Source organism: Pseudoalteromonas sp. JSTW, assembly GCF_013423925.1.
Taxonomy (GTDB): Bacteria; Pseudomonadota; Gammaproteobacteria; order Enterobacterales; family Alteromonadaceae; genus Pseudoalteromonas; species Pseudoalteromonas lipolytica.
In genome coordinates this window covers 3,185,943-3,211,274 of record NZ_CP058972.1, presented here as the reverse complement: position 1 = coordinate 3,211,274, position 25,332 = coordinate 3,185,943, and the positions used below count along the sequence as shown (strand labels likewise).

Below are 25,332 nucleotides of genomic sequence, written 5' to 3'. Positions count from 1 at the left end.
ATATTTGCACCTAAATCGCTACATTGCATAGCGAAGCTTATTAATAAAATATTACATATAGATAAGGCGATATTATTAAATGGTTAATTTTGATAATAAAATAGTTGTACTTGGTGCTGGGTGGCTTGGTCAGGCACTTTGCTTTGAAGCCAAAAAATTACAGTGGGATGTGCAAGGCACACATCGAAGTAGTGAACATCAATTTGATTTTCATAGACAATTCTTACTTGAACAGGGAAAAGTTAAGCATGATGTTAGCCTTGAAAATGCATGGTGGGTATGTGCTATTCCTCCACGTAGTAGGCAACAGCAAAGTAATTATTTAGAGACCTTAAATGCAGGACTGGCTCTTGCCGATTCGTTGCATTGCAAAGGCTTTATTTTGTGCTCGTCAACAGGGGTGTATGCTAATGATAATGGGCTTTACAACGAAGCAAGTATTATTGAGTGTCAAACAGACCGTCAGCAACAGCTATACGATGCAGAGCAAGCCGTATTAAAAGCAGGTGGAAAAGTATTACGTTTGGCTGGTTTAGTTGGTCCACAACGTGAACCGGGACAATTTGTGGCAGGTAAAGAGTTGTCTAGCTCAAGTGAGCAAATCGTTAATATGGTACATCAGCAAGATGTAATTAACGCAATATTTAGTGTTATTACGCATTGGCCTGTGGCACAAAGTGTTTATAACGTCGTTAACCCTGCTCACCCAACTAAAGCTGATTACTATCGAGAAAAGTGCCGTGAAAAGGGTAATCCAGCGCCTACTTTTACCAGCAATGAGGTGGGGGAGCGAATTATTGATGGTGAAGCCATTAAAGCGCTCAACTTTAGTTACCAACACGCTATTTAGCTATTTTTTAAAGGTTAAATGCCCGCCTAGTCGGTATTTACTGCCGGGTGAAACAAGACGTGCAAAACTCACAATACCTTGTGATGACCATGTTCGGCGGATTACTTGCAAACAAGGCTCTTCGTTATATAAGTTGAGCCATTCACACATTTCAGGGTTGGGCATAACGGCTTCAACCGTGTGGCGAGCCTCGGTGAGTGGGGCGACGCGCGATAAATATTCATGCGGTGTTTGGTTGTGAAAATCTTGCTGTAAGTAGTCTTTGGCAAGTAAAGGGTTCACGAAACGCTCTTCAACTTGCAGTGGTTGCTCGTTTTCATTGTGCACAATAACACTGCGATACACATGACTGTCTACTTCAACACTCAGTGCAATGGCAATAGGGGCGATAGCACGTATCGATTCCATAACCAAAATAGTGCAACTGTAGTGACTATTTCGCGCTTTTACCTCGTCGGCAATGTTTTTTATTTCTAGCAATGAAGATTGCGATTTGAAGCTTGCTACAAATGTGCCTAACCCTTGATTGCGCGTTAAAATACCGGCTTCGGTGAGTTCTGATAAAGCGCGTCTTGCTGTCATTCTACTCACTTGAAATTGATTAGTGAGCTCATTTTCTGACGGTACACGGTCATTTTCTTGCCAGTGACCAGCGCGGATATTTTCAAGAATAAATTGTTTTATTTGCGCAAACTTAGGAACACTCATGCTGAGAACGTTATTGGTAACTTTTTAGTGTGTTTCAAGGTGGCATAATTTTCTTGTATATACAAGGTGAGTTGTTAAACTTTAAACAATTTCAAGTTACAGGGTTCAAACGACCAAACCCGACGCATCAGTATAGGTGAAAAATGCACACAACGAATAATGATCACGCACACTGGGATTTATTGATCACAGATGCCAATATCGCGACGATGGACCCTGCAATTGATGCACCATATGGTGCGCTTGAACACGCTGCAATTGCTGTAAAAGACGGCAAAATAGCATGGCTAGGATCACAGGCTGACTTGCCACAATTTGATGTGTTAGCAACCCCAACAGTATCTGCAAAAGGGCAATGGTTAACCCCAGGGTTAATTGATTGTCACACTCACCTTGTATTTGCTGGTAGCCGTGCAGAGGAGTTTGAACAACGTTTGCAAGGTGTGAGTTATGAGCAAATTGCAGCAAACGGTGGCGGCATTGCCAGTACGGTTCGCGCCACACGCGAAGCCGACCATGAAACACTATTTGTTGCAGCGAAAGAACGCTTAAATGCGTTGTATGGCGAAGGGGTGACCACCGTAGAAATTAAGTCTGGTTATGGTTTAGATTGTGAAAACGAAATTAAATTACTTGAAGTTGCTCGCTTATTAGGTGAAAACCACCCTGTCGATGTGAAGACAACATTCTTAGGTGCTCATGCGTTGCCGCCGGAATACAAAGGCCGAAGCGATGAGTACATTGAGCTTGTCTGCGGCGAGATGTTAGAACAAGTGGTTGCAGGAAACCTTGCTGACGCCGTTGATGCTTTTTGTGAAAATGTAGGCTTTAGTAACGAGCAAACTCGACGCGTTTTTGAAGCGGCTAAAAAGCATAACCTGCCAGTGAAGCTTCATGCTGAGCAGTTATCTAATCAACATGGTGCTGCGTTAGTCGCCGAGTTTAATGGCTTATCCGCTGATCATATTGAACACCTTGATGAAGCGGGTATTAAAGCAATGGCTAGCGCTGGCACGACGGCGGTGCTCTTGCCGGGTGCCTTTTACTTTTTACGTGAAACAAAATACCCGCCGATTGAATTACTACAGCAATACCACGTGCCTATCGCAATTTCTACTGACTTTAACCCAGGTACTTCACCTTTGTGTTCATTGCACTTAATGATGAATATGGCATGTACTATTTTCCGTATGACACCAGAGCAAGCATTAGCTGGGGTAACACGTAATGCAGCGGGGGCATTAGGCCTCAGTGATCGTGGTGTGCTTAAAGTTGGTGCGCGTGCCGATATTGCCCATTGGCAAATATCCCATCCTGCGCAATTAAGTTACCAATTTGGCGTAAATAAACTGTTAAATCTGTGGATTTTGGGTAGACTAAGTTAGAGAGAGTTTTTACGCATTTTGGATTACATGTCATTAATTGCCAGTTTAGCGAGCAGTACTGCGAGCCTCGTAAATTTAAGTAGTGATGTTGTACCAGTTTTTTTAGCTGGTGCCGTTTTTATGGCAATGATATGTGCCTTGTGTGTAACCCATCATCCCGTATTAAGGTTAAGCCTAGTCGTTAATGGCGTATTAGGCTTAGCAATCCTGAGTGTAGGGTCACCTTCGCTTATTTTATTACTGGCCATAAGCCTGTGCTTTCATCTGTGGCAAGCATTTAGAACGACAAACTGGTTAGCAATCACACTCAGTGTGTCGGCAGCACTCTGTTTTGCCGTGTTATTTTCTGCGCATTTTTTACTTGATATTGCCTTTTATTGGTTAGTATTGTCGGTGGTAATACTCAGTGTGTCAGGCTTTTTTAATTACGAAGAGCCCGCAGAAGACGAAGAGGTTCCCGTTGAGCCTAGCCGCCACGACGATTTAGATAAAACCCCGCTCAAAGAGCTTCCCGATCGCAAAGGATTAGAAAAAAGCTTCGCAGTATACAGTGAAGCGCATTCAAAAAACTGTGTGCTGGTTGTGATTCGTCTCGAAGGATTCGAAACCGTTAACCAGCACATAGGCCGTGACTTTGGTGATTTATTACTGGCTCAATCGGCCAATCGTATCAAACAGCAGCTCACCTCAGATGCAGTTCTGAATATGAAAGGGCGCTCAGGTGGCGTCGACAAGCTGGCTCATTTAGGAGGCTTAAACTTTGCGTTTATTTGCGCGGTTGAAGAGCAAAAACACCTTCATGAACAATTAATTAGCCAAATAAGGCAAGTGACATTAAAGCCGTTCAATGTGGCCAATTGCACCATTGAAGTTAAAGTGCGTGCCAGTTATGTAAATTGTAACGACCCTGATCACAGTTTTGATAATTTAATCTCTTTTGCTTACCTTGCACTTGATTCAAACCCAGATAAAGCGATAGTGCCGTATCAATCACAAATGATGATCGAACAGTTAGAGCAACAAGCCCGATTACGTGAACTTGCTCATCTTGATTTTGCCAGTGAGCTTGAACTGTATTTTCAACCCGTGATTCGTAATAGTGATGAACATATTGAGTTTTTAGAACTCTTACTGCGTTGGCAACACCCTAAACAAGGCATATTAGCGGCCAATAAGTTTATTGATGATATTCGCGTTGCGGGGCTTGGGTATCCGGTTGCTGCGTTTGTCATTGAGCGTGCCGCAGAGCTTGCAATGGCCTTACGTATGGAAGGCATTCAATTACCATTGAGTATCAATGTGTTTGGCCCTGAAATGCTTCATGAAGAGTTTATAGAGTTTGTAGACCGCATCGCAACTGAGCATCGCTTAGAGCCCGGAGATTTAATTATAGAGTGTCCGTTAGACTTATTCATGGGGTTAGATGACCAAGGTAAAGCCATGGTCGCGCGGCTTAATAGTATTGGTATAAAAGTGTGTGTTGATGGCTTGGGAGACAGCCCCGTTTGGTTGGCTAAGTTACCTAACCTTAATGTTGAATACATTAAAGTTGCACCGTCATTAACCGCAGACTTTGCGCATCAAGCCCAAGTGCGCAGCTTAGTATCGGGTATGGTCGATATGCACACGCAAAATAATGCTAAAGTAATTTGTGAAGGTGTTGAAACACTTGAGCAACTGAAGTTTGTTAAATCACTTAATACATATGCCGCGCAAGGTTATTATTTTAGCTACCCGCTGAGCAGTGTGGGAATGATGTCTTGGCTAAAACAATGGCGGCTAGAACGTGAATAGTGCAAACGCGCCATGCAAACATGCCGTCTACGGTTTAGTGTCGGCGTGAAATTTATTTCGCGCGAAAAGTGTTATAAGCAACGAGTTACGAAAAGCGAGATACGAGCTATACCGTGAAGGTTGTTTAATGTCGTTGAATAGCTTTACTTTTTCGGCGTTAAAACACCTCCTACGTGTGTGATGTGTATCACTTGTAGGAAGGGCTTTAGCCGTGAATCTTATAAAAGATGTTGCTGCGCAAACGCGCCATGCAAGCATAACGCCTACGGTTTAATGTAGGCGTGAAATTTATTTCGCGCGAAAGGGTTATAAGCAACGAGTTACGAAAGGCGAGATAGGAGCTAGTACAGCTAAATCGAGATGGTTGTTTAATGCCAGTTAAAAGGTTTGCTTTTCGGCGTTAAAACGCCTCCTACGTGTGAAGTGTGCATCACTTGTAGCCGCGAATTATATAAAAGATGTTGCTGCGCAAACGCGCCATGCAAGCATAACGCCTACGGTTTAATGTAGGCGTGAAAGGGTTACAAGCAACGAGTTACGAAAGGCGAGATAGGAGCTAGTAAAGCTAAATCGAGATGGTTGTTTAATACCGTTGAACAGGTTTGCTTTTCGGCGTTAAAACGCCTCCCACGTGTGAAGTGTATCACTTGTAGGAAGGGCTTTAGCCGTGAATCTTATAAAAGATGTTGCTGCGCAAACGCGCCATGCAAGCATAACGCCTACGGTTTAATGTAGGCGTTAAATTCATTTCGCGCAAACGCGCCATGCAAGCATGGCGTCTAAAAACGAGGTTACTCACCCGGCTTTTGGCGCGTTTTATTACAGGCTTTCTCTTGCTTGCAAGTAAGCATTAACTAATGCGGTAATGATTTGCCCAGCATCGTTTATTCCTGCCTCTAACCCTACTGGGTGTTGCGATGGTGCACCTTCACATAAATGCAGGTAGCTGGCATGAACATGCCTAGCAGCTAAATGCACAAAATGCTCAGCATCACTGACACTAAAACCACAGTTTGTGTAGGCGCTTACCGGCATGAGTGAAATACTATCGAGGTCTACTTCCACGCCAAGGGGGGCGCTGTCAAAGCGGGCAAGCGCCTGTTTGCAGGCCGTTGAAAGGTCGATAGTGCGACGCACTTGAATATCTTGGTAGCTATCAAACAAGAAGTTCGCATCTTTGAGAGCATTCAGAATTGCTTGGTTATTTTTAAATTCGTGCAAACCGATTACATGATATTGCGCAAGGTGACTTTCAGAATAGGCGTACCTGAAGCCGTTACCACTGTGGCGACCTTCACACTCTCTAAAATCTGCATGTGGGTCTAAGTTAATGGCATTAACAGGCTTAGCGTGGTGTTTACTTAACGCACGTAAAATTCCTAAGCAGTTATTATGGCCCCCACCAATGACAATAGGTTCTAAACCTGCGGCAAAGATCATCGCCAGTACGCGTTCAACGCGGGTGTCGATATCTGCGCAAAGTTGGCGCAGCTGAGCTAAGTCAGCGTCGTTTTTGTTATCGAGGTGAGCGGCTTGCTGGTTTATATCATCAAGTTCCACTTCGCCGAGTAATAACACGCGTTCATGATTTAGAAATTGATTATGAGTTTGATTAAGAAAGCGCTTTAAAAAAGCTTGCCATGCTTGATGCGAACCGCCATTGCCTAAATTAGCACGGGGACCAATATCTTCACACACGCCAACGAGTACATAGCGAATGCCGAATTGTTTTGCATCGATAAGGGCTTGAGGTGCGTTTGTGTGTGTATCGAGGAGGGCGAGGGCTTGCCACGCTTTCTGTTCGTTGGCGCGGCGGACACATAAATGTTTAACCGCCGCTTCATCATAAATTTTAAGGTAGTCAGTCACCGAGTTTAGTCTTCTTCTATTACGTCGAACTCTAATTCATCAGCAGATAATATAATGCCGGTGCTATCAGCGTAAACAAAGTCACCATCAAAGAATGAGACACCCGCAAAGTTAACGCCAATGCCGTCTTCACCGGCTCCTTCACTGTCGGCAGCAACAGGAATAGACGCAATTGCTTGAATGCCTAAATCTAATTCTTCAAGGTCATCAACATGGCGAATAGCACCATATACAATGATACCTTGCCAGTTATTTTCTAATGCGATTTCAGCCAGCTCAATATCAATTAGTGCGCGGCGGGTTGAACCACCACCATCAATTAACAGTACGCTGTCGGTACCATCGGTTGATAATATTTCGCGGATCAGCTCATTGTTCTCAAAACATTTTACGGTTCTAACTCGACCACTGAAACTTGGGCGTCCACCAAAATTGATAAACATAGGTTCGAGCACATCAACCACATCGGCAAAGTGGTCGCATAAATCAGAAGTGCTGTAATCCATTTTTTCATCCTCTAAAGAGACTGTCTGTTTAGTACTCAGTATACCCTGATACAACTCAATAACAACGACTTAATACGTGTTTATTACTTTAAATCAAAGGAATCAAGTCACCGCAACATTAGTGTCTCAAAAGCGTCACCTAATTGTTATTTTTAACACCTAAGCTGAGATGAGTAGCCCTCTTATAAAGAGGTCATGTTTGTATTAAAAACAGACACAAAGTATGACAAGGAGCTTGGCCATGGCAAATAACATACTGACGAAGTTAGCAAAAGTGGATGAACAGTTGTTTTTAAGCGTATTTAACGATGCATCGCCTAATTGGCTTAGACGCTCAGCAATCGGTCTATCAAAAACCGGCGATGGTGGGCTATACCTGATGTTATTTGTGGGGTTTTGGTGGTTCAGCGAACAATTACATTTCCAGCAGTTTGCCTTGAGCCTGTTGGTTGGCTTTGCTATAGAGCGACCCATTTATTTTATGGCTAAAAAACGCATTGCTCGAGTCAGGCCTTGTGATTGTTTAGTGCAAGGGGCTTACCTGGTGCCCAGTGATAAGTTTAGTTTGCCCTCGGGGCACAGTGCTGGTGCGTTTGTTGTTGCGACTATTTTAACGATGTACTTCCCTGCTTTTATGGCTGTGTGGTTTATCTGGGCGGCAGGCGTTGCGGCTTCACGGGTTGTCGTGGGCGTGCATTATCCAGCCGATGTGATTGTTGGTGCGGTGATAGGGTCGAGTTGTGCTGTGCTTGCTGTGATGGTGGTGGAATATATATGAGAATTTTGTACGGTATTCAAGGTACAGGGAATGGTCACATAACACGTGCTCGGGTTATGGCAACAACATTCAATGCATTAGGTGTCGATGTTGATTATGTGTTTTCGGGCCGCCGTGAGCACGATTACTTCGATATGGATGAATTTGCTAACTACCGAGCGTTTCGTGGTTTATCGTTTACCAGTAAATCGGGGCAAGTTGATAGCTTAAAAACACTCAAAAATGCTCGGCCATTGCAGTTAATCAAAGATATAAAAAGCCTTGATTTACGTCACTATGATTTGGTGTTTAATGATTTTGAGCCGATCACAGCATGGGCGGCTAAACAGCAGGGGGTGCCGGTTATTGGTATGAGTCATCAGGCGGCATTTTTGTCAGATAAAGTGCCGATGTTTGGTCGCTCATTTTTCAGAAGAGCGTTAATTCGTCATTATGCGCCCGCTAATGTTTATTTAGGTGTGCATTGGCAACCTTATGCAAAAAATATTATTCCTCCGTTTATTGCGGCTCATCAGCATAATAATCCTGTCATGGTTGAAAATAAGGTGTTAGTTTATTTACCATTCGAAAACTTAGACAGTGTAGTCGACTACCTAAAAGACTTTCCCGAGCGCGAATTCTATTGCTACCACCCTGATGCAGAAAACTCATCAATTGGAAATATTCACTTAAGATCACCATCACGCGTCGGTTTTTTAAATGATCTTGCCAATGCGGGGGGAGTGATAGGAAATGCTGGATTTGAACTGGCCAGTGAGGCCTTGCAATTGGGTAAAAAGCTGCTGTTAAAGCCGCTTGGTAAGCAATTTGAGCAAGGCATAAATGCACAGACTTTATTGTCAATGGGGGCGGCGCATGTCATGAGCTATTTAAATCCCTATGCCATGGATGACTGGCTGCAATCAGCACAAAACAGAAAACTGAATTTTCCTAGCGATCCGGCTCCTTTGGTTGACTGGTTACAAAAAAGACAATGGCAACAACTAGATAAATTGCACTACCACTTGTGGCAACAGGTTGATATTGAAAAAAAAGTTATTGTTTAAACCATTCGTATCAACGACAATGCCCGGCAACATTAGCTACTTTTATTAGCTGCTTTAAATAGTTTAGCTATACTCTTATATGCATGTATCTATAGGGCGCTCTGAATGAATGTATTACAAAACTTAACTATAAAACGTCGTTTACAATTAAACGCGTTAGTTGTTGGTCTTGCAATGATTGTGATGCTATGTGTCATTATCTTTGAGTCTCGCACGATGCTAAAACTCAATGAGACAATTCAAAACGCGGAGGAGCTTGATATTCATGAGCTTTCTATGCGTAAGCATGAGAAAAACTTTCTGTTTTACAAAGATGTAAACAGCCTTAGCTTATTTGAAAATGAGTACACACAACTTAAAACAAAAATGGCGCGATTAGATGAATTGCTAAACGATTTATCGATGAACACAGATAAGTTAGGCGAGTTTAGACGTCTAGCTAAAGTGTACTACGATGATTTTAACAGCGTTGTAGAGTTACAAAAACAAATAGGTTTACACCCAAAAGATGCGCTTTATGGTGATTTGCGTAATGCTGTGCATCAAGTCGAAACACTATTAAGTGAGCGCGAAGATTACCGTTTACTCACTTACATGTTGCAGTTACGCCGCGCCGAAAAAGATTTTATGCTGCGATTTGACACAAAATATCTGACCAAGTTTGATGAATTAGTCGCTGATTTTGAGTCCGCCATTAAAGTAGCTGAGCTTGATGGTAACTACGAAAGTCAATTACTGGCTCTTTTAACAACCTATCAAACTAAATTTAAAGCACTCGTCGATGCACAAGTCTTACTCGGTCTAGACTTAGATTCGGGTGCCTTGGGTAAAATGAAACAAAGCGTTGAGAAGAGTGATGCCATTGTTTCTGAACTGACCGATGAGACAAAAACATTTGTTGAATCAAGCGCGTCGCAAGCACAGTTAATTGCTTTAATAGTGTTTATTATTGCAAGTGCTGTTGTGATGATTTTGGTTTACTTTACCAGCCGTTCAATTATTCAGCCTATTGAGCGTGTATACCATACAATTAATGAGATTCGTCGTAGTAACGATTTAAGTATTTCGATTGAGCAGTCGGGCAAAGACGAAGTGACGATTATGACGGTTGATTTTAACAGCTTAATTGGTGATTTTAAAAAGCTGATTTACGAAGTTAACACGGCACTGAGTACGCTTAATATCGCGACTGAACATTTATCAGAAACCACATCAGCAACCAGTTCGGGTATGCAAGAGCAACTGCATGAAGCCGATATGGTTGCAACTGCTGCAACTGAAATGCAGGCAACCATTCAAGACATTTCGCATAATACCGAAGCAGCGGCTAAAAAAGCAGAGTCAACCAATTTAAGTGCCCAACAAGGTCGCTCAGAAGTTGAGTCAACGGTCGTACAGATTAATCATTTATCTGAATCGCTTGGAAATGCTTCGAGTGTTGTGTCGCAATTAGAAAAAGATGCCGAAACGATTGGCTCGGTGCTTGATGTGATCCGTGGCATTGCTGAACAAACGAATTTACTCGCACTGAATGCTGCAATCGAAGCGGCGAGGGCCGGTGAACAGGGACGCGGTTTTGCTGTGGTTGCTGACGAAGTTCGCTCGCTTGCACAACGTACACAAGACTCAACTCAAGAAATTGAAAGCATTATTACGACCTTGCAAGGGCGTACCCGAGAAGTTGTCAGTATTATGCAGCAGTGCCGTAATCAAGGTGGCGAAAGTGCCGCTCAGGCAACGAAAGCAGGTGAGTTACTACGCTCTATCACTGAAGACGTGCAAACGATTATGGATATGAGTACGCACATTGCGACGGCGATTGACGAGCAAAGTCAGGTGGCTTCTGAGGTTAACAAAAACGTGGTACGTATTCGAGATATTGCTCAACAAGCTTCTGGGCATGCAGTCACTAATGCACAAACCAGCGAGGAAGTCTCTGAGCAGGCTCGCGTGCTGTATCAAGCAATTGATAAGTTTAAAGTGTAGGGATTCAGTAACAGAAAAATTTAAAAGCGCGCAATTTTGTCGCGCTTTTTTGTTTTAGGTGGCGCTAATAAAACTAAGGCACAAACTTTATTGGGACGCTGTCTTTATTCGCTTCGTGCTCATGGACACGGGTTTGGTATTGTTGCCAAAGTGAGTTTTTATTGGCCTGTAAATCGGCTAAATAATGCCAGCTGTATAAGCCGCTGTTGTGATTATCGCTAAACACTAAACGAAGCGCATAATGACCAACTGGCTCAATTTTGCTAATGCTTACATGGTGCTTATTTAGTACCAGCTTCATGGGCTCATTACCATGGCCTTGTACTTCGGCTGAGGGTGAGTGAACACGTAAGAACTCTGCACTAAAGCAAGCACTCGACTCATCGTCAAAGTAAACGTCTAGTACTTTGCTTACGCTGTGATAATGCACTTTCGTCACTTCTTTCATAGTAAACCCTATCATTGATTTTTAAGCTAACAAAAAAGCCTCCAACAGGAGGCTTTTAATTATAACGATAATTTAGTGATTAAAGAATAAAGCGACTTAAATCTTCGTCTTCAACCAATGCGCCTAGGTGCTGCTCGACGTAATTAGCATCAATTGTGAGCGTTGAACCCGCTTTTTCAGAAGCATCGAATGAAATTTCTTCCATTAGCTTTTCCATCACAGTGTGTAAGCGACGTGCACCGATGTTTTCGGTTTTTTCGTTTACTTGCCATGCGGCTTTAGCAATACGCTCAATAGCGTCGTCAGTGAAATCAACGTTAACCTGCTCTGTTTTCAACAGTTCGCGTTGCTGCTCTGTAAGCGATGCATGTGGCTCTGTAAGGATACGTTTAAAGTCGTCGGCGGTTAACGCTTCTAGCTCTACACGAATCGGTAAACGACCTTGTAGCTCTGGGATCATGTCTGACGGTTTTGCCATTTGGAATGCACCAGATGCAATAAATAACATGTGGTCAGTCTTAACCATACCGTGTTTAGTGCTCACTGTTGAGCCTTCGATTAATGGCAGTAAATCGCGTTGAACACCTTCGCGGCTTACATCTGGGCCTGACGCTTCGCCACGCTTACAGATTTTATCGATTTCGTCGATAAATACGATGCCGTTTTGCTCTACAGCAAAGATAGCTTGCTCTTTTAACTCTTCAGGGTTAACAAGTTTAGCGGCTTCTTCTTCAACTAATAGCTTGAAAGCTTCTTTGATTTTCAGCTTGCGCTTACTGCGCTTATCACCGCCCATGTTTTGGAACATGCTTTGTAACTGGTTGGTCATTTCTTCCATACCAGGCGGAGCCATGATCTCAACGTTAGGCTGGGCTTGTGCAACATCAATATCGATTTCTTTATCGTCTAATTGGCCTTCACGTAATTTTTTACGGAACGACTGACGTGTCGAAGAGTTTTCATCTGAACGTGATTCACCAAACGTATCACGTGCTGGTGGTAGTAGGGCGTCGAGAATACGCTCTTCTGCCGCTTCTTCAGCTCGGTGCTTGAATTTTTTGGTTTGTTGTTCACGGGTCATTTTGATTGAGATATCAACTAGATCACGAATGATCGTCTCAACTTCTTTACCAACATAACCCACTTCAGTGAATTTTGTTGCTTCGACTTTAATGAAAGGCGCATTAGCTAGTTTAGCAAGGCGACGTGCAATTTCGGTTTTACCGACACCGGTAGGGCCAATCATTAAGATATTTTTTGGCGTAACCTCAGCGCGTAATTCGTCGCTAAGCTGCATACGACGCCAGCGATTACGCAGTGCGATTGAAACTGCTTTTTTAGCTTTTGCTTGGCCAATAATGTGTTGATCAAGCTCGTGAACGATTTCTCTTGGAGTCATCTCAGACATGGCAGTTCCTATTACAATTCTTCAATAGTTTGGAAATTATTCGTGAATACACAGATGTTGCCTGCAATTGTTAGGCTTTTCTCTACAATTTCACGGGCACTTAGGTCGGTATTTTCAAGCAGGGCTGTCGCAGCAGATTGTGCGAAGTTACCACCACTGCCAATGGCGATAAGGTCGTTCTCTGGTTGTACTACGTCACCATTACCGGTGATGATCAACGAAGCGGTTTCGTCAGCAACGGCCAGTAGCGCTTCAAGCTTTCTGAGTGCACGGTCACTTCGCCAATCTTTGGCCATTTCTACTGCGGCCTTGGTGAGGTTACCTTGGTGCATTTCTAGTTTGCTTTCAAAGCGTTCGAAAAGGGTGAAGGCATCAGCAGTACCGCCAGCAAAACCAGCGATTACTTTGCCATTATAAAGACGTCGAACTTTGCGGGCGTTGCCCTTCATTACGGTGTTACCAAGTGAAACCTGGCCATCGCCACCAATAACGACCTTGTCGTCGCGGCGAACACTTACAATAGTAGTCATGATTATTCCTCATCATCGAGCGGCGAAGCCGCTCGTAAAAAGCGATTGATGAGGTGTTTATATGGGTGAATGAGCTAAAATCAAGTCCAAAGCCAAATTCCACAGCCCATTATTTTAATGCGCTTGAGTTTGTTTTTGTCGCTTTCTGCCAGACGTTTGGTTTCGTAAGGGCCTAAACGTACTTTATACCAAATGCCATTACTGCCTTCTACGCGTTTAACTTCAGACACTAAGCCTGCAAATGCAATCTTCGCTTTTAAGGTTTGAGCTTGTTCAAGCGTTCTAAAAGAGCCGCATTGCATTACATAAGGGCCTTTTTGCTCAATCTCTTTTACTTCAACCTGAATTTCGTGTTCTTTTATTTCTTTAATAAACTCGGGTGGTTTCGGTTTTGGAATAACCTTTTCTTCTTCTGATTTTGTTGGATTAGCTTGCTGCTCAACAAGTTCAGGATCGGCATTATGTTTGATATACCATAAACCATACCCAAACCCACCCAGCAAAATAAGGGCGACAAAGACAAGAACAATAGGGAACGGCTTTTTTGCCGGGGCTTGTTTTTTATTATTTCGATTTGATGGTTTTTTATTTATGTAATCGTGTTGTGCCATGACTTTTTTATTGGCCTTTAAATCATATCTATTGGATCAACGTCTAAGCTCCAACGCACCTTTTGCGCTAATTTACTGGTGCTTATATAGTCAACCATTTGCGCTAAATATTGGTGTAAGTGGGAGCGCTCCAGCGCTTGAATATGTAACTGAAACCGATATTTACCTGCGACACGCTCCAATGGCGCAGGGATCGGTCCGAGCAATTGTATACCAGATATGTTCTGGACAGGAACCAAATCAGTTAAAAAATCCATGACTTGATTTATGTTATGTCCTTCGGCACGCACAATTGCCATGTTTGTTATGGGGGGGAGCTGAGCATCTTCTCGTTCTGCAAGGGCATAGCGCGCAAAATCTTGATAGCCATTATTCACTAAATCTTGCAATAGTGGGTGCTCAGGAAAGTGAGTTTGTAACAGTACTTGTCCTGGTTCACCACTGCGTCCTGCACGGCCTGCAACCTGAGTGACAAGCTGTGCTAAATGTTCTGTAGCGCGAAAATCACACGAGTACAAACCACTATCAACATCTAAAATAAGCACTAAACTGACATCGGCAAAATGATGGCCTTTCGCAAGCATTTGCGTGCCCACCAAAATACGCGCCCCCCCTTGATTTATGTCGTCGAGGGCTTTTTCTAAGCTGCCTTTACGACGAGTTGAATCTCGGTCAATGCGGCTAATGGGTATATCAGGGAAAGTTTCTGCTAAAAACTCTTCAATTTGTTCCGTGCCTTTACCATTAGGAAAAATCTGTGTGCTGCCACAGTCGGGGCATTGATGGGGCACCGCATGCTGCTCGGAGCAATGATGGCAGATCATTTGTCCAATTGCTTTGTGGAATGTGGCACTGGTACTGCAACGTGAGCACTCACTTAACCAGCCACACTCATGACATATGAGTGTGGGAGAAAAGCCGCGTCGATTTAAAAACACCATGACTTGCTTGCCGCGCTCAAGATGTTGACGCATATAGGTCAAACTTGCATGGGCAATACCGGCTTGTTCGGGTTGGCCTTTCATATCCATTAAGTGAAATTGGTTATCAGTGCTGGTTTGCGCACGCTCCGTTAAGCTCAATAGTTGGTACTTGTTATTTATTGCTTTATGTAAGGTTTCGAGAGCGGGAGTTGCGCTACCTAGTATCAAGGGTATTTGCTGTTGATAAGCTCTGTAGGCTGCTAAATCGCGAGCATGATAACGCAGCGTATCTTGTTGCTTAAACGAGCTGTCGTGCTCTTCATCAACAATGATCATACCAAGTGATAAAAAAGGTAAGAAAATACTCGAACGAGTGCCGATAACAATGGCACAGCTGCCTTTTTCGCAGAAACGCCATGTTTGCAAGCGCTCGTTGTCGGTTAATGCTGAATGCCAAAGCATAATAGGGGTATCGGGAAAGCGACGGCGAAAACGATTAACGGTTTGTGGTGTTAGGCCAATTTCGGGCACTAACACCAGTGCTTGCTGGCCTTTTTTTAGAACCTCTTCAAGGCATTGTAAATACACTTCTGTTTTACCACTGCCGGTAACGCCTTCAAGTAAAAAACAGGTGAACCCACTGGCTTGATTAATCGTTGTGCATGCAACGGCTTGTTCTTTGTTTAGAGTTGGTTTACTGCCAATTGTTGGGGCGCGTTGCTGCCATTGGTTATCATGTTCGATAAACTGTTTAATGAGTTCTTTTTCGAGCAAGCTATCAATGGTTTTTTTATTAAAGCCGAGTGCTTTTAATTCGGTTAAGGATGACTTGCCTGACTGCGCTAGCTGCTTCAGCAAATTAAGCTGTGTTTTTGCTTTGAGTGAAGGTAATTTTGCACCTTTGTCGGTCAGTTCAACCATATTTATACTGGTTTTGTCTGGGCATTCACCTTGGCGCAGTGCCGCTGGAAGCGCTGTATGAATTGTTTCACCAAGTGGGTAGCAGTAATAGCGAGCAGTAAATTTTAGCAGTGCTAAGTGTTGCTCAGATAAAATAGGGGCATCGTCTATAACATCAATAATGGCTTTAATTTTATCTTCGGGTACATCGGTACTGGTTTTGACTGCCAGTACGACAGCTATCTTTTTTTGAGAGCCAAAAGGCACACGCACACGCATGCCTACTCGCAGCTCAGGGCTATGTAGCAGCTGCTCAACTTTATAATCGAAGGTACGCTGTAAAGGGACTTTTATGGCAACTTCTACAAAGTGCATAACAACTCAACTGAATTAAGAATAGAAAAAATAGCGTGTGCTGCTAATGTACTAAAATTAGTGCTAAAAACCTACCAACAAATACTGAACGTTTGATGACTTGTTTATTTTTTTAGCTAAAGATGAATTTAAAGCTTGTCGAGAGGCTGCTTGAGCTATAAAATACGCGACCTATTAATTGTATTAACGACGTATGGTGCCAGACTTCGGGTTTGGAGAGCGATGCGGCCTTAACTAGAGGTTCCTATGAAAGAAGGTATTCACCCTAAGTACGAAGCTATCACTGCAACTTGTTCATGTGGTAACAAATTCGAAACTAGCTCTACTTTATGTAAAGACATCCACTTAGACGTATGTTCTGAGTGTCACCCGTTTTACACTGGTAAGCAAAAGATTTTAGACACTGGCGGCCGTGTTGATCGTTTCAACAAGCGCTTCGGTGCACTTAGCAGCAAGAAGTAATATCTGCTGTTTAGTTGAAAGAAGCACCCTTTGGGTGCTTTTTTTATGCCTGAAATTCAGAACCATTCTTTTTTATATCCCATGCCTACACGCTTTATGTGCATAACTATTTCTGCTTGTTATGCCCAATATATCGCTAATAATGCAGACAAATAGTGATCCCTTCGCTATATTTTGAATGATATAAATGATTCCAAAAGTTGTAAAAAGTAACAATTTATATGAACTTCACCTATAAATGCTGTTAAGTTCGTTAAAGTTGCTCATTTTGCTAAGTTTCGGTTATTTGCTGTGTTCGTGCCTATAAAATACAAAAACAGGTGCTTAAATGGCCACAAATAGATGAATTTTTATCTGTTGTGAATTAAAACTATGTGCAGAAATTGTTGGGAAATCCTTTAAAATTAAGCGATATAGCATATAACAGGATAGACCTGATAATACTTGGAATTTTTATATATTACAGGTATCGTACAGATGCAAGCCCTCTCACTTTTTAACTTATTGCAGGATACTATCGCGTTATGTCAGATTTTCGTGAACAAGCATTACATTACCACGCTCACCCCGTTCCAGGTAAAATTAGTGTAGAACTAACTAAACCAGCAGAAACGGTTAATGATCTCGCTCTAGCATATAGTCCAGGTGTCGCAGAGCCCGTCCGTGAGATAGCAGCCGATCCAGCAAATGCCTATAAATACACCGGCAAAGGTAATATGGTTGCGGTTATTTCAAACGGTACCGCAATTTTAGGCTTAGGCAATTTAGGTCCGCTTGCATCAAAACCTGTGATGGAAGGTAAAGCACTTTTATTTAAACGCTTTGCAGGTTTAGACTCGATAGATATCGAAGTAAAACACCGCACGACAGAAGACTTCATTAATACTGTTGCAAATATTGCCGATACGTTTGGTGGTATCAACCTAGAAGATATTAAAGCGCCAGAGTGTTTCGAAATTGAAAAAGCGCTTATTGAGCGTTGTAGCATCCCTGTTTTCCACGATGACCAACATGGTACTGCAATCGTAACAGCAGCAGGCATGCTAAATGCGCTTGAAGTACAGGGTAAAGATATCGAAGACGCGATTATCGTGTGTTTAGGTGCCGGTGCAGCAGCGGTTGCATGTATGGAACTACTTATTAAATGTGGTGCATTGCGTGAGCACATTTATATGCTTGACCGCAAAGGCGTGATCCATACACGTCGTGATGACTTAAACGAGTATAAATTGCTATTTGCGAACAATACCGATAAGCGCACTTTGCAAGATGTGATAGCCGATGCTGATGTATTTGTTGGTGTATCTGGCCCTAACTTATTAACCGCTGAAGATTTAAAACTGATGGCAGATAAGCCTGTGGTTTTTGCATGTTCAAACCCTGATCCAGAAATCGCGCCAGCTGTTGCACACGGTGCACGTAATGATTTAATTATGGCAACAGGGCGTTCTGATTACCCTAATCAGGTTAATAATGTATTGTGTTTCCCATTCATTTTCCGCGGTGCGCTTGATGTGCGTGCGACATCAATCAATGATGAAATGAAAATCGCAGCGGTGCATGCTATTCGTAGTATTGCGAAAGAGCCTGTGCCTAACGAAGTGCTTAAGGCGTCGGGTGTTGATTCACTTGAGTTTGGTGCTGAGTACATTATTCCAAAACCAATGGACCCACGCTTATTACCACGTATTGCACGTGCTGTTGCAGAAGCAGCTGTTGAGTCTGGTGTGGCGCAAATTGACATGCCAGAAAACTACATGCGTTAAATAATTAGGTACCTATTCGTTTGATTAAGCGGGTAGGTATAACTAACTGCAAATAAAAAACTCAGCCAAGGCTGAGTTTTTTTATGTCTGAGAAATCGGCTACGATCCGATGGCCGAAATATTTACTCTGAATCAAGTACGGGGATATCTAACCCCATTTCTTGCATAATTCTTTTTACTTCTTCAGGTACTTTTTCAGGGTTATCTTTACGAAGGTCGTCATCATTCGGTAATGGTTGACCTGTAAAAGCGTGTAAAAAGGCTTCGCACAGTAGCTCACTGTTAGTAGCATGACGAAGATTATTAATCTGACGACGCGTGCGCTCATCAGTTAATACTTTTAATACGTTCAGCGGAATTGATACGGTAATTTTTTTTACTTGCTCTGATTTTTTACCGTGTTCTGCATATGGGTGAATGTATTCACCGTTCCATTTAGCCATAAGTTGTTTCGTTGCCTCGGTTGTCAGTTGTTTACGCCTTATCCACAGCGCAAGATGCGGAAATTCTATCGCTTTAAAAAAGATAGTCAAATACTAGTTATTTAGCCATCTAGTCGTGTAAATGTATAAACTTCTATGTAATGGCGATAAATGCTTTGACTTCTCATATTTGATCATCTAACCTTTTAGACGTCTAAACATCCAATTCTAAGTAGGTGATGAAATGAGTGAAAAAAATAAAGCGACGATTGCTGTTCGTCATGGCATTGAAGCCGATAAACACCACGGTGCAGTCGTTCCACCAATTTACTTATCAACCACCTATTCGTTCGCTGATTTTGATACTAAGCGCCAATATGACTATGGCCGCAGTGGTAACCCTAACCGTGATATTTTAGCCGAAACACTCGCTGAACTAGAGGGCGGAGCTAAAGGCATTATTACTGCGACAGGCATGGCGGCTGTTCACTTAACGACACAGCTTTTGAATAGCGACGATACCTTGGTTATTCCACATGACTGTTACGGCGGTAGCTATCGTTTATTTACCTCATTAGAGAAGCGCGGTTTACTGAAACTAAAAGTGCTTGATTTAACAAAAGCTGAAAATCACCAAGAAATCTTAGCGATAAAACCTAAACTGATCTGGATTGAAACACCCAGTAACCCCATTTTACGCCTAACAGATATTAAAGCGATTACCGCCATTGCTAAACAATCCGGTGCACTTGTTGCGGCTGATAACACGTTTTTATCGCCGGCCTTGCAAAACCCGATTGAGTTTGGTGTTGATATAGTCGTGCATTCAACGACTAAATACATTAACGGTCACTCTGATGTGGTTGGCGGTGCTGTTATTGCAGCAACGCAAGAGTTGGGTGATGAACTGGCTTGGTGGGCAAATAATATTGGTATTACGGGTGCACCGTTTGATAGTTATCTTACTCTGCGTGGTTTACGCACTTTAAATGTGCGTTTAAAACAGCACCAAGAGAATGCGTTTGCAATTGCAGAATATTTAGAAGATTCACCGTTTGTGAGCCAAGTATATTATCCCGGTCTCGCTTCTCATCCTCAGCATGCGCTCGCTAAAGCACAGCAACGCGGTTTTGGTGGCATGGTGAGTTTTGATATTAAAGGCGACATTAATGACGCTGCGGCTTTTCTAACAGGCCTTAAAGAGTTTAGCTTAGCCGAATCATTGGGGGGCGTTGAGAGTTTAATTTGCCACCCTGCGACCATGACTCATGCTGGAATGGAGGCAAAAGCACGCTTAGAAGCAGGGGTGGGTGATACGTTAATTCGTATCTCTGTTGGCATTGAGGATGTAAAAGATTTAATTGCCGATTTAGACCGTGTTTTCAATTTAGTTAAACCAGGTCAGGGGCAGCAAGCCACTCAGAGCAACGCGACGCAAACGCACACGCAAGCCAATACGCAACAAAGCAGCACTTTTAAGTTAACGCCAGCACATACGGCATTGTGGTAGAAAAATGGTAAATATTGTTCATAAATTTGGTGGCTCAAGCTTAAGCTCTGCGGAGCGTTATCATGCTGTGGCAAATATTGTTTTAGCAAATACGCAGCAAGGTGATTGTGTGGTGGTGTCTGCATCGGGCAAAACAACCGACACCTTGGTAAAACTTTGGCAAAGTTATCAACAGCAAGATAGCCAAGCGGTTAGTGATATTTTATTGCTGATTGATAATAATCAGCGCGCCTTAATAGAGCAGCTGTTAGTAGCAAAAAACAAGCAGCAGGCATTGGCACAATTAAAAGATGAGCTGGCGCTATTAAATACACTTATTGCAAAACAGCAACTACAAGAAGCCGTGTTGCTAGCACATGGAGAAGTATGGTCTGCGCGTTTATTAGCGGGCTATCTAAATCAGCTGGGTGTGGCAGCACAGGATGTGGATGCACGGCAGTTATTTACATTAAATGATGGCCAACTATTGCATCAAAAGAATCAACAGCAATGCACCGATGCGATCAGTAAAGCAAAGATCAATGTGGTGACAGGCTTTATCGCTGCAGATTGTCAGGGTAAGACGGTAACACTGGGTCGTAATGGCAGTGACTACAGTGCGACCTTGTTAGCAAGCTATACCTTTGCCAAGCAAGTGTCTATTTGGACTGATACCCAAGGTGTATTCAGTACAGACCCTCGTAAGGTGAAAAACGCCGTTAAATACGCAAAAGTGTGCCGAGAGCAAGCTAATTTATTGGCTCGCTTAGGTAACCCTGTTTTACATGCAAAAACCTTATCACCGCTTAAAGACAGCGACATTAAACTTGTTGTAAGAAGTAGCTTTGATTGTGATGCCAGTCCAACTGAGGTTGTAAAAGAAGGGTATAGCAAGGCGAAGCGTTTTATTACGACCTTAGATAATATCGATTTACTGCGTGTTGATACGCTAAGCACAGGTGAAGTGGGGGAGCTGAGTCAGCTAATTCAGCACAGTTTGCATCATTTTGTGAAAGAAGGTGATACCTATTTGCTGGTACCAGGGCACAGTACTCATCAAGTGGTGAGTCACCTTGCTGGGCGGGCTAATATTGTTGAATCTAATTTAAGCGGCTGCGCGGTTGTGGCACCAAGTAGCGATGTGAGCCAGTTAGCTGAACAAGCAATTTCGCTCCTTAAAGAGCAAAGTATTCATCCACGCTTTGTACAACAAGATCAACAGTATGTGCTGCTGCTAAACGATCAAGCTATAGACAGCGATGTGCTGACCCTGTTGCATGATAAATTGGTCAACAAGGGTCAAGAACTGGCTATTATCGTGGCGGGGCTGGGTAATGTTGGTGAAGTCTTTCTATCACAGTTACAGGCTCAGTTTGTTAGGTTATCAGCTCATTATCAGATTAAAGTCGTGGCATTATTACGCTCAAAGCAAATGCTATTTAGTGCCAGTGGCTTGAACACAGAAACGTGGCAAGCGCAGTGGCAAAGTGAAGCCCAACACTACGATAAAGAAACACTGCTAACACGTATTAGCGAACTTGATTATGAACATAAAGTGGTGATTGATATCACTGCCAGTGAAGCGTTTAGCCAATTATACCCAGCACTCGTTGAGCTTAATTGCCATTTAATTAGTGCCAATAAATATGCAGGCACAGCGGCAAATGATTGGTATCAAACATTGCGCTCTAATTTAGCTGAGCGTAATTTGTTGTGGCGTTATAACACCAGCGTAGGGGCGGGCTTACCAATTAACTTTGCGTTGGCAGACTTACAAAATAGTGGTGATAGCATTCATCGTATAGAAGGGGTTTTTTCGGGGACGCTGTCGTGGTTGTGCAGTTGCTATGATGGTAACGTTCCGTTTTCTGAACTTGTGCTACAAGCGCAGCAAATGGGCTACACCGAACCTGACCCGCGTGAAGATTTATCTGGCCGAGATATGCAGCGCAAGTTACTTATTTTAGCCCGCGATTTAGGGTTAGATTTAGAGCTTGACGACATTGCATTAACGCCATTGATGCCTGAAGAACTGGCAACAGGAAGTTGGCAAGACTTCCTTGCGAACAGGCATTTGCTTGATGCATTCATCGAAGAAAAGGCTGCCATTGCACAGGCCGAAAATAAAGTTGTTCGCTACACCGGTGCAATTACGCTCGTTGATGGTAAAGCGAAAGCAGCCGTTGGCTTAGTGAATGTTGTACACGATGATGTATTAGCCAGCTTAAAGCCGGGTGATAATATTTTTGTGATTAATTCGCAGTGGTACACAGACAACGCGCTCGTCATTCAAGGCCCTGGTGCAGGAAAAGAAGTGACTGCTGCGGGAGTTCATTCAGACCTTTACTGGTTAGTGAATAACTTAAAATAATTTTGCTGATCTTAGTTTAAATAGCTAAGCAAAAAGCGCCCAATGGGCGCTTTTTTATTAGTCGAATAGAGGTGTTAAAGACTGTTTAGAACAGCTCTTCCTCTGTAGAAAGTGACTCTTCAAACACATTAGTCGGTTGCTCAAGGACATACTTCGTCGGAGCGGTGCCTTTAATAAAGTACTCAAAACGACTGGTGTAATCATTTTTATGGCTCAGTAACCCTGTTGCTAAATCAATGCGCACAGACACTAAGCCTTCAGGAAACTCAATCGGTGCCTCAGGCATACCATCTAAAGCAACTCGCATAAAATCAACCCAAGCTGGTTGAGCCGTTTTTGCGCCTGATTCAGCCCCTGATATTTGTGACTTATCAAGGTTACTGTTGTAGGTTGAACGACCCAGTGGGTTGCCTGGGTTATCAAAGCCAACCCACACAGAGGTCAGTACATTGCGATTAAAACCACTAAACCATGTATCAACAGAGTCATTCGTGGTTCCGGTTTTACCTGCTAGATCACGGCGATCAAGCGCTTGTGCACGCCAGCCAGTACCACTCCAACCTGTTTTATGTGCCCAGCTTCCGCCACCCCAAATTGCGCTGTGCATTGCTTGCGAAATTAAGAAAGCATTTTGTTTTGAGATGATACGAGGCGCGCAGCGAGGCTGAGCATTGTGTTCTAATTCTGTGGCCACCAGTTGGCTATCATCAAGTGTTGCAAAATCGGGCGTGACCTTTTGCTCTGGGGTATCACAGGCAAGCTCTGGTGTGGCTTTATATAAAGTTGTTCCAGCAGAATCTTGAATTTCAGAGATGTAATAAGGCGTAATTAAGTGCCCTCCATTTGCAAAGGCACTCATGCCGCGTGCAAGCTCAAGAGGCGTAATAGAGGCACTCCCTAATGCCAGCGACTCACTGCGGTTAATGTCGCTATTCAAAAAGCCAAACTTTAATAAATGATCTGCTGTGCGCTCTAAACCAACACCGCGTAATAACCGAACTGAAATAACGTTTTTAGATTGTGCTAAAGCACGACGAATACGAATAGGGCCATTGTAAACTGCTGGGCTATTTTTAGGACGCCATGCAACACCTTGGCTTTTGTCCCATTGGTTAATGGGGGCATCATTTAAGATTGAGGCTAAGGTATAGCCATTTTCTAACGCCGCTGAGTAAATAAATGGTTTAATATTCGAACCTACTTGGCGCTTAGCTTGTACTGCACGATTATATTGGCTTTGCTCAAAACTATACCCTCCCACAATGGCTTTTATGCGACCATCTTGAGGGTCAAGTGATACTAAGGCGCTTGATGCTTCGGGTACTTGGCTTAAAATATAACTGTCATCTGGATTCTTACGTAGCCAAATTTGTTCGCCAGCATTGAGAATTTCGGTGGCCGTTTTCGGTGCAAAACCTTGGCGATAACGGGTAATGTATTTACGTGCCCATTTTAGGCCATCCCACTCAAGGGTTATATGCTCGCCATTTTTTAGTAATACCTGCGCAGATTGCTCAGCAACATTAGTGACTACGCCCGCACGTAAAGGGCCAAACTCTTTCACGTCTTTTAGTTTATCTAAAATAGCGTCTTCGCTAAGCGGACTATCCGTATTGCTATCCCAAAGCTGCGCGGTGGCGCCTCGGTATCCATGGCGCATATCGTAGGCATGTAGATTGTCGACGAGCGCATCTTGGGCTGCTTGTTGAATATTAGACTCAACACTGGTGTATACTTTAAAACCGGTGTTGTATGCACGTTCGTGGCCGTAACGGGCCACCATTTCTGCACGCACCATTTCAGAGATATACGGTGCATAGACTTCAATTTCTGCCCCATGAAATTTAGCGGTAATTGGTGCGTTAATGGCTTCTTCGTATTCACTCTGGGTAATATATTTTTCGGTTAACATACGGCCAAGAACAACATTTCGTCGACTTTTTGCGCGTGCAGGGTTACGAATGGGGTTTAAAGCCGAAGGCGCTTTGGGGAGACCTGCAATCATTGCCATTTGAGGCAGTGTAAGCTCATTCAGTTCTTTACCGTAATACACTTGTGCAGCAGCACCTATACCGAATGCGCGGTTACCTAATTCAATTTTATTTAAATATAATTCGAGAATTTCATCTTTGCTTAATATGCTTTCTATGTGCAAAGCAATGAAGATCTCTTTCACTTTACGGATGTATGCTTTTTCACGAGTTAAGAAGAAGTTACGGGCAAGTTGCATTGTTATAGTACTTGCGCCTTGTTTCTTTTCTCCTGTAGATATGAGTACAATGGCTGAGCGGATGATACCGATAGGGTCGATACCAATATGTTCATAAAATCGATTATCTTCAGTTGCTAAAATAGCATCGATTAAAGGCTGGGGAATTTCATCGATTGTGACCGGAATGCGGCGTTTTTCACCGAATTGGTTAATCAATAAACCATCTCTAGAAAATACTTGCATAGGTGTCTGTAATTGAACGTCTTTCAGTACCTGAACGCTAGGAATATCAGGTTTAACGTAATAGTATAGACCGACTAAAGTGATTAGTCCTAAAAATGAGCAGATGATAATAAATTGTAAAGTTCGTTTTAATAAAATCACTTATATTTTCCCTAAATGGACTCCCAATTAGAATCGGAGACTGCTAGTATATATTGATTAAAAAATGAATAATATTTTTTCAGATAAAAATTATAACTTGTTTATTATT

20 protein-coding genes are annotated in these 25,332 nt (G+C 42.9%); 10 read left to right on the top strand and 10 right to left on the bottom strand.

Annotated features, from left to right (window positions below):
- The first annotated feature begins 79 nt into the window (after positions 1-79).
- The gene (locus tag GZH31_RS14475; RefSeq protein WP_180311152.1) at positions 80-850 is read left to right on the top strand and encodes an NADP-binding protein; all 771 of its coding nucleotides are present in this window, start codon (positions 80-82) and stop codon (positions 848-850) included.
- Here the strand turns inward: GZH31_RS14475 and hutC are convergent, their stop codons facing one another.
- On the bottom strand, positions 851-1,558 hold the full coding sequence (gene hutC, locus GZH31_RS14470; protein WP_036973226.1) for a histidine utilization repressor: 708 nt from the start codon (positions 1,556-1,558) through the stop codon (positions 851-853). It lies immediately after the preceding gene.
- A 143-nt stretch (positions 1,559-1,701) separates the two neighbouring features.
- On the opposite strand from hutC, the gene hutI reads away from it, so the two are divergent.
- Together hutI and GZH31_RS14460 are read left to right on the top strand one after the other, a co-directional pair.
- Complete coding sequence (gene hutI, locus GZH31_RS14465; RefSeq protein WP_036973224.1) at positions 1,702-2,943, top strand: imidazolonepropionase; 1,242 nt, start codon at positions 1,702-1,704, stop codon at positions 2,941-2,943.
- A gap of 120 nt (positions 2,944-3,063) precedes the next feature.
- Positions 3,064-4,737: a GGDEF domain-containing phosphodiesterase gene (locus GZH31_RS14460; RefSeq protein WP_230236444.1), complete on the top strand. Its 1,674-nt coding sequence runs from the start codon at positions 3,064-3,066 to the stop codon at positions 4,735-4,737.
- A gap of 819 nt (positions 4,738-5,556) precedes the next feature.
- Here the strand turns inward: GZH31_RS14460 and GZH31_RS14455 are convergent.
- Both GZH31_RS14455 and rraA read right to left on the bottom strand, forming a co-directional pair.
- Complete coding sequence (locus GZH31_RS14455) at positions 5,557-6,606, bottom strand: formimidoylglutamase (RefSeq protein WP_075593948.1); 1,050 nt, start codon at positions 6,604-6,606, stop codon at positions 5,557-5,559.
- Positions 6,607-6,611: 5 nt separating this feature from the next.
- A complete protein-coding gene (rraA, locus tag GZH31_RS14450; protein WP_036973221.1) occupies positions 6,612-7,112 on the bottom strand; it encodes a ribonuclease E activity regulator RraA in 501 nt (166 codons plus the stop codon).
- Positions 7,113-7,353: 241 nt separating this feature from the next.
- On the opposite strand from rraA, the gene GZH31_RS14445 reads away from it, so the two are divergent.
- The 3 genes from GZH31_RS14445 (at position 7,354) to GZH31_RS14435 (ending at position 10,922) form a co-directional block, all read left to right on the top strand.
- Positions 7,354-7,890: a phosphatase PAP2 family protein gene (locus GZH31_RS14445; RefSeq protein WP_075593949.1), complete on the top strand. Its 537-nt coding sequence runs from the start codon at positions 7,354-7,356 to the stop codon at positions 7,888-7,890.
- Positions 7,887-8,936 carry an MJ1255/VC2487 family glycosyltransferase gene (locus GZH31_RS14440; protein WP_036973219.1) on the top strand — a complete coding sequence of 350 codons (1,050 nt, stop codon included), beginning with the start codon at positions 7,887-7,889 and terminating at the stop codon, positions 8,934-8,936. Before GZH31_RS14445 ends, GZH31_RS14440 begins: the two co-directional genes overlap by 4 nt.
- A gap of 105 nt (positions 8,937-9,041) precedes the next feature.
- Positions 9,042-10,922, top strand: coding sequence for a methyl-accepting chemotaxis protein (locus GZH31_RS14435; RefSeq protein WP_180311150.1), 1,881 nt, complete (start codon positions 9,042-9,044; stop codon positions 10,920-10,922).
- A 73-nt stretch (positions 10,923-10,995) separates the two neighbouring features.
- On the opposite strand, the gene GZH31_RS14430 is transcribed toward GZH31_RS14435, so the two are convergent.
- From GZH31_RS14430 to priA, 5 genes are all read right to left on the bottom strand, one after another.
- Positions 10,996-11,370, bottom strand: a complete 375-nt coding sequence (locus GZH31_RS14430) for a gamma-butyrobetaine hydroxylase-like domain-containing protein (RefSeq protein WP_180311149.1) — start codon at positions 11,368-11,370, stop codon at positions 10,996-10,998.
- Positions 11,371-11,449: 79 nt separating this feature from the next.
- On the bottom strand, positions 11,450-12,778 hold the full coding sequence (gene hslU / locus GZH31_RS14425) for an HslU--HslV peptidase ATPase subunit (RefSeq protein ID WP_065978291.1): 1,329 nt from the start codon (positions 12,776-12,778) through the stop codon (positions 11,450-11,452).
- Between the two features lie 11 nt (positions 12,779-12,789).
- The gene (gene hslV, locus GZH31_RS14420; protein WP_008115012.1) at positions 12,790-13,308 is read right to left on the bottom strand and encodes an ATP-dependent protease subunit HslV; all 519 of its coding nucleotides are present in this window, start codon (positions 13,306-13,308) and stop codon (positions 12,790-12,792) included.
- An 80-nt stretch (positions 13,309-13,388) separates the two neighbouring features.
- Positions 13,389-13,919, bottom strand: a complete 531-nt coding sequence (locus GZH31_RS14415) for an SPOR domain-containing protein (protein WP_065978292.1) — start codon at positions 13,917-13,919, stop codon at positions 13,389-13,391.
- 17 nt (positions 13,920-13,936) lie between these two features.
- Positions 13,937-16,117 carry a primosomal protein N' gene (gene priA / locus GZH31_RS14410; RefSeq protein WP_180311148.1) on the bottom strand — a complete coding sequence of 727 codons (2,181 nt, stop codon included), beginning with the start codon at positions 16,115-16,117 and terminating at the stop codon, positions 13,937-13,939.
- A gap of 246 nt (positions 16,118-16,363) precedes the next feature.
- Between priA and rpmE the strand changes: the two genes are divergently transcribed.
- Positions 16,364-16,579 carry a 50S ribosomal protein L31 gene (rpmE, locus tag GZH31_RS14405; RefSeq protein ID WP_036973208.1) on the top strand — a complete coding sequence of 72 codons (216 nt, stop codon included), beginning with the start codon at positions 16,364-16,366 and terminating at the stop codon, positions 16,577-16,579.
- Positions 16,580-17,103: 524 nt separating this feature from the next.
- Positions 17,104-18,345, top strand: coding sequence for a malic enzyme-like NAD(P)-binding protein (locus GZH31_RS14400; protein WP_065978294.1), 1,242 nt, complete (start codon positions 17,104-17,106; stop codon positions 18,343-18,345).
- Between the two features lie 122 nt (positions 18,346-18,467).
- On the opposite strand, the gene metJ is transcribed toward GZH31_RS14400, so the two are convergent.
- Positions 18,468-18,788, bottom strand: a complete 321-nt coding sequence (metJ, locus tag GZH31_RS14395) for a met regulon transcriptional regulator MetJ (RefSeq protein ID WP_036973203.1) — start codon at positions 18,786-18,788, stop codon at positions 18,468-18,470.
- Between the two features lie 223 nt (positions 18,789-19,011).
- Here metJ and metB point away from each other — a divergent pair, with 223 nt between their 5' ends.
- Positions 19,012-20,277 (top strand): cystathionine gamma-synthase, encoded by a 1,266-nt coding sequence (gene metB / locus GZH31_RS14390; protein WP_180311147.1) that lies wholly within the window; start codon positions 19,012-19,014, stop codon positions 20,275-20,277.
- Positions 20,278-20,281: 4 nt separating this feature from the next.
- Positions 20,282-22,627, top strand: coding sequence for a bifunctional aspartate kinase/homoserine dehydrogenase II (gene metL, locus GZH31_RS14385; RefSeq protein ID WP_180311146.1), 2,346 nt, complete (start codon positions 20,282-20,284; stop codon positions 22,625-22,627).
- 85 nt (positions 22,628-22,712) lie between these two features.
- Here the strand turns inward: metL and GZH31_RS14380 are convergent, their stop codons facing one another.
- Positions 22,713-25,223, bottom strand: a complete 2,511-nt coding sequence (locus GZH31_RS14380; RefSeq protein WP_074989339.1) for a penicillin-binding protein 1A — start codon at positions 25,221-25,223, stop codon at positions 22,713-22,715.
- Positions 25,224-25,332: the final 109 nt, after the last annotated feature.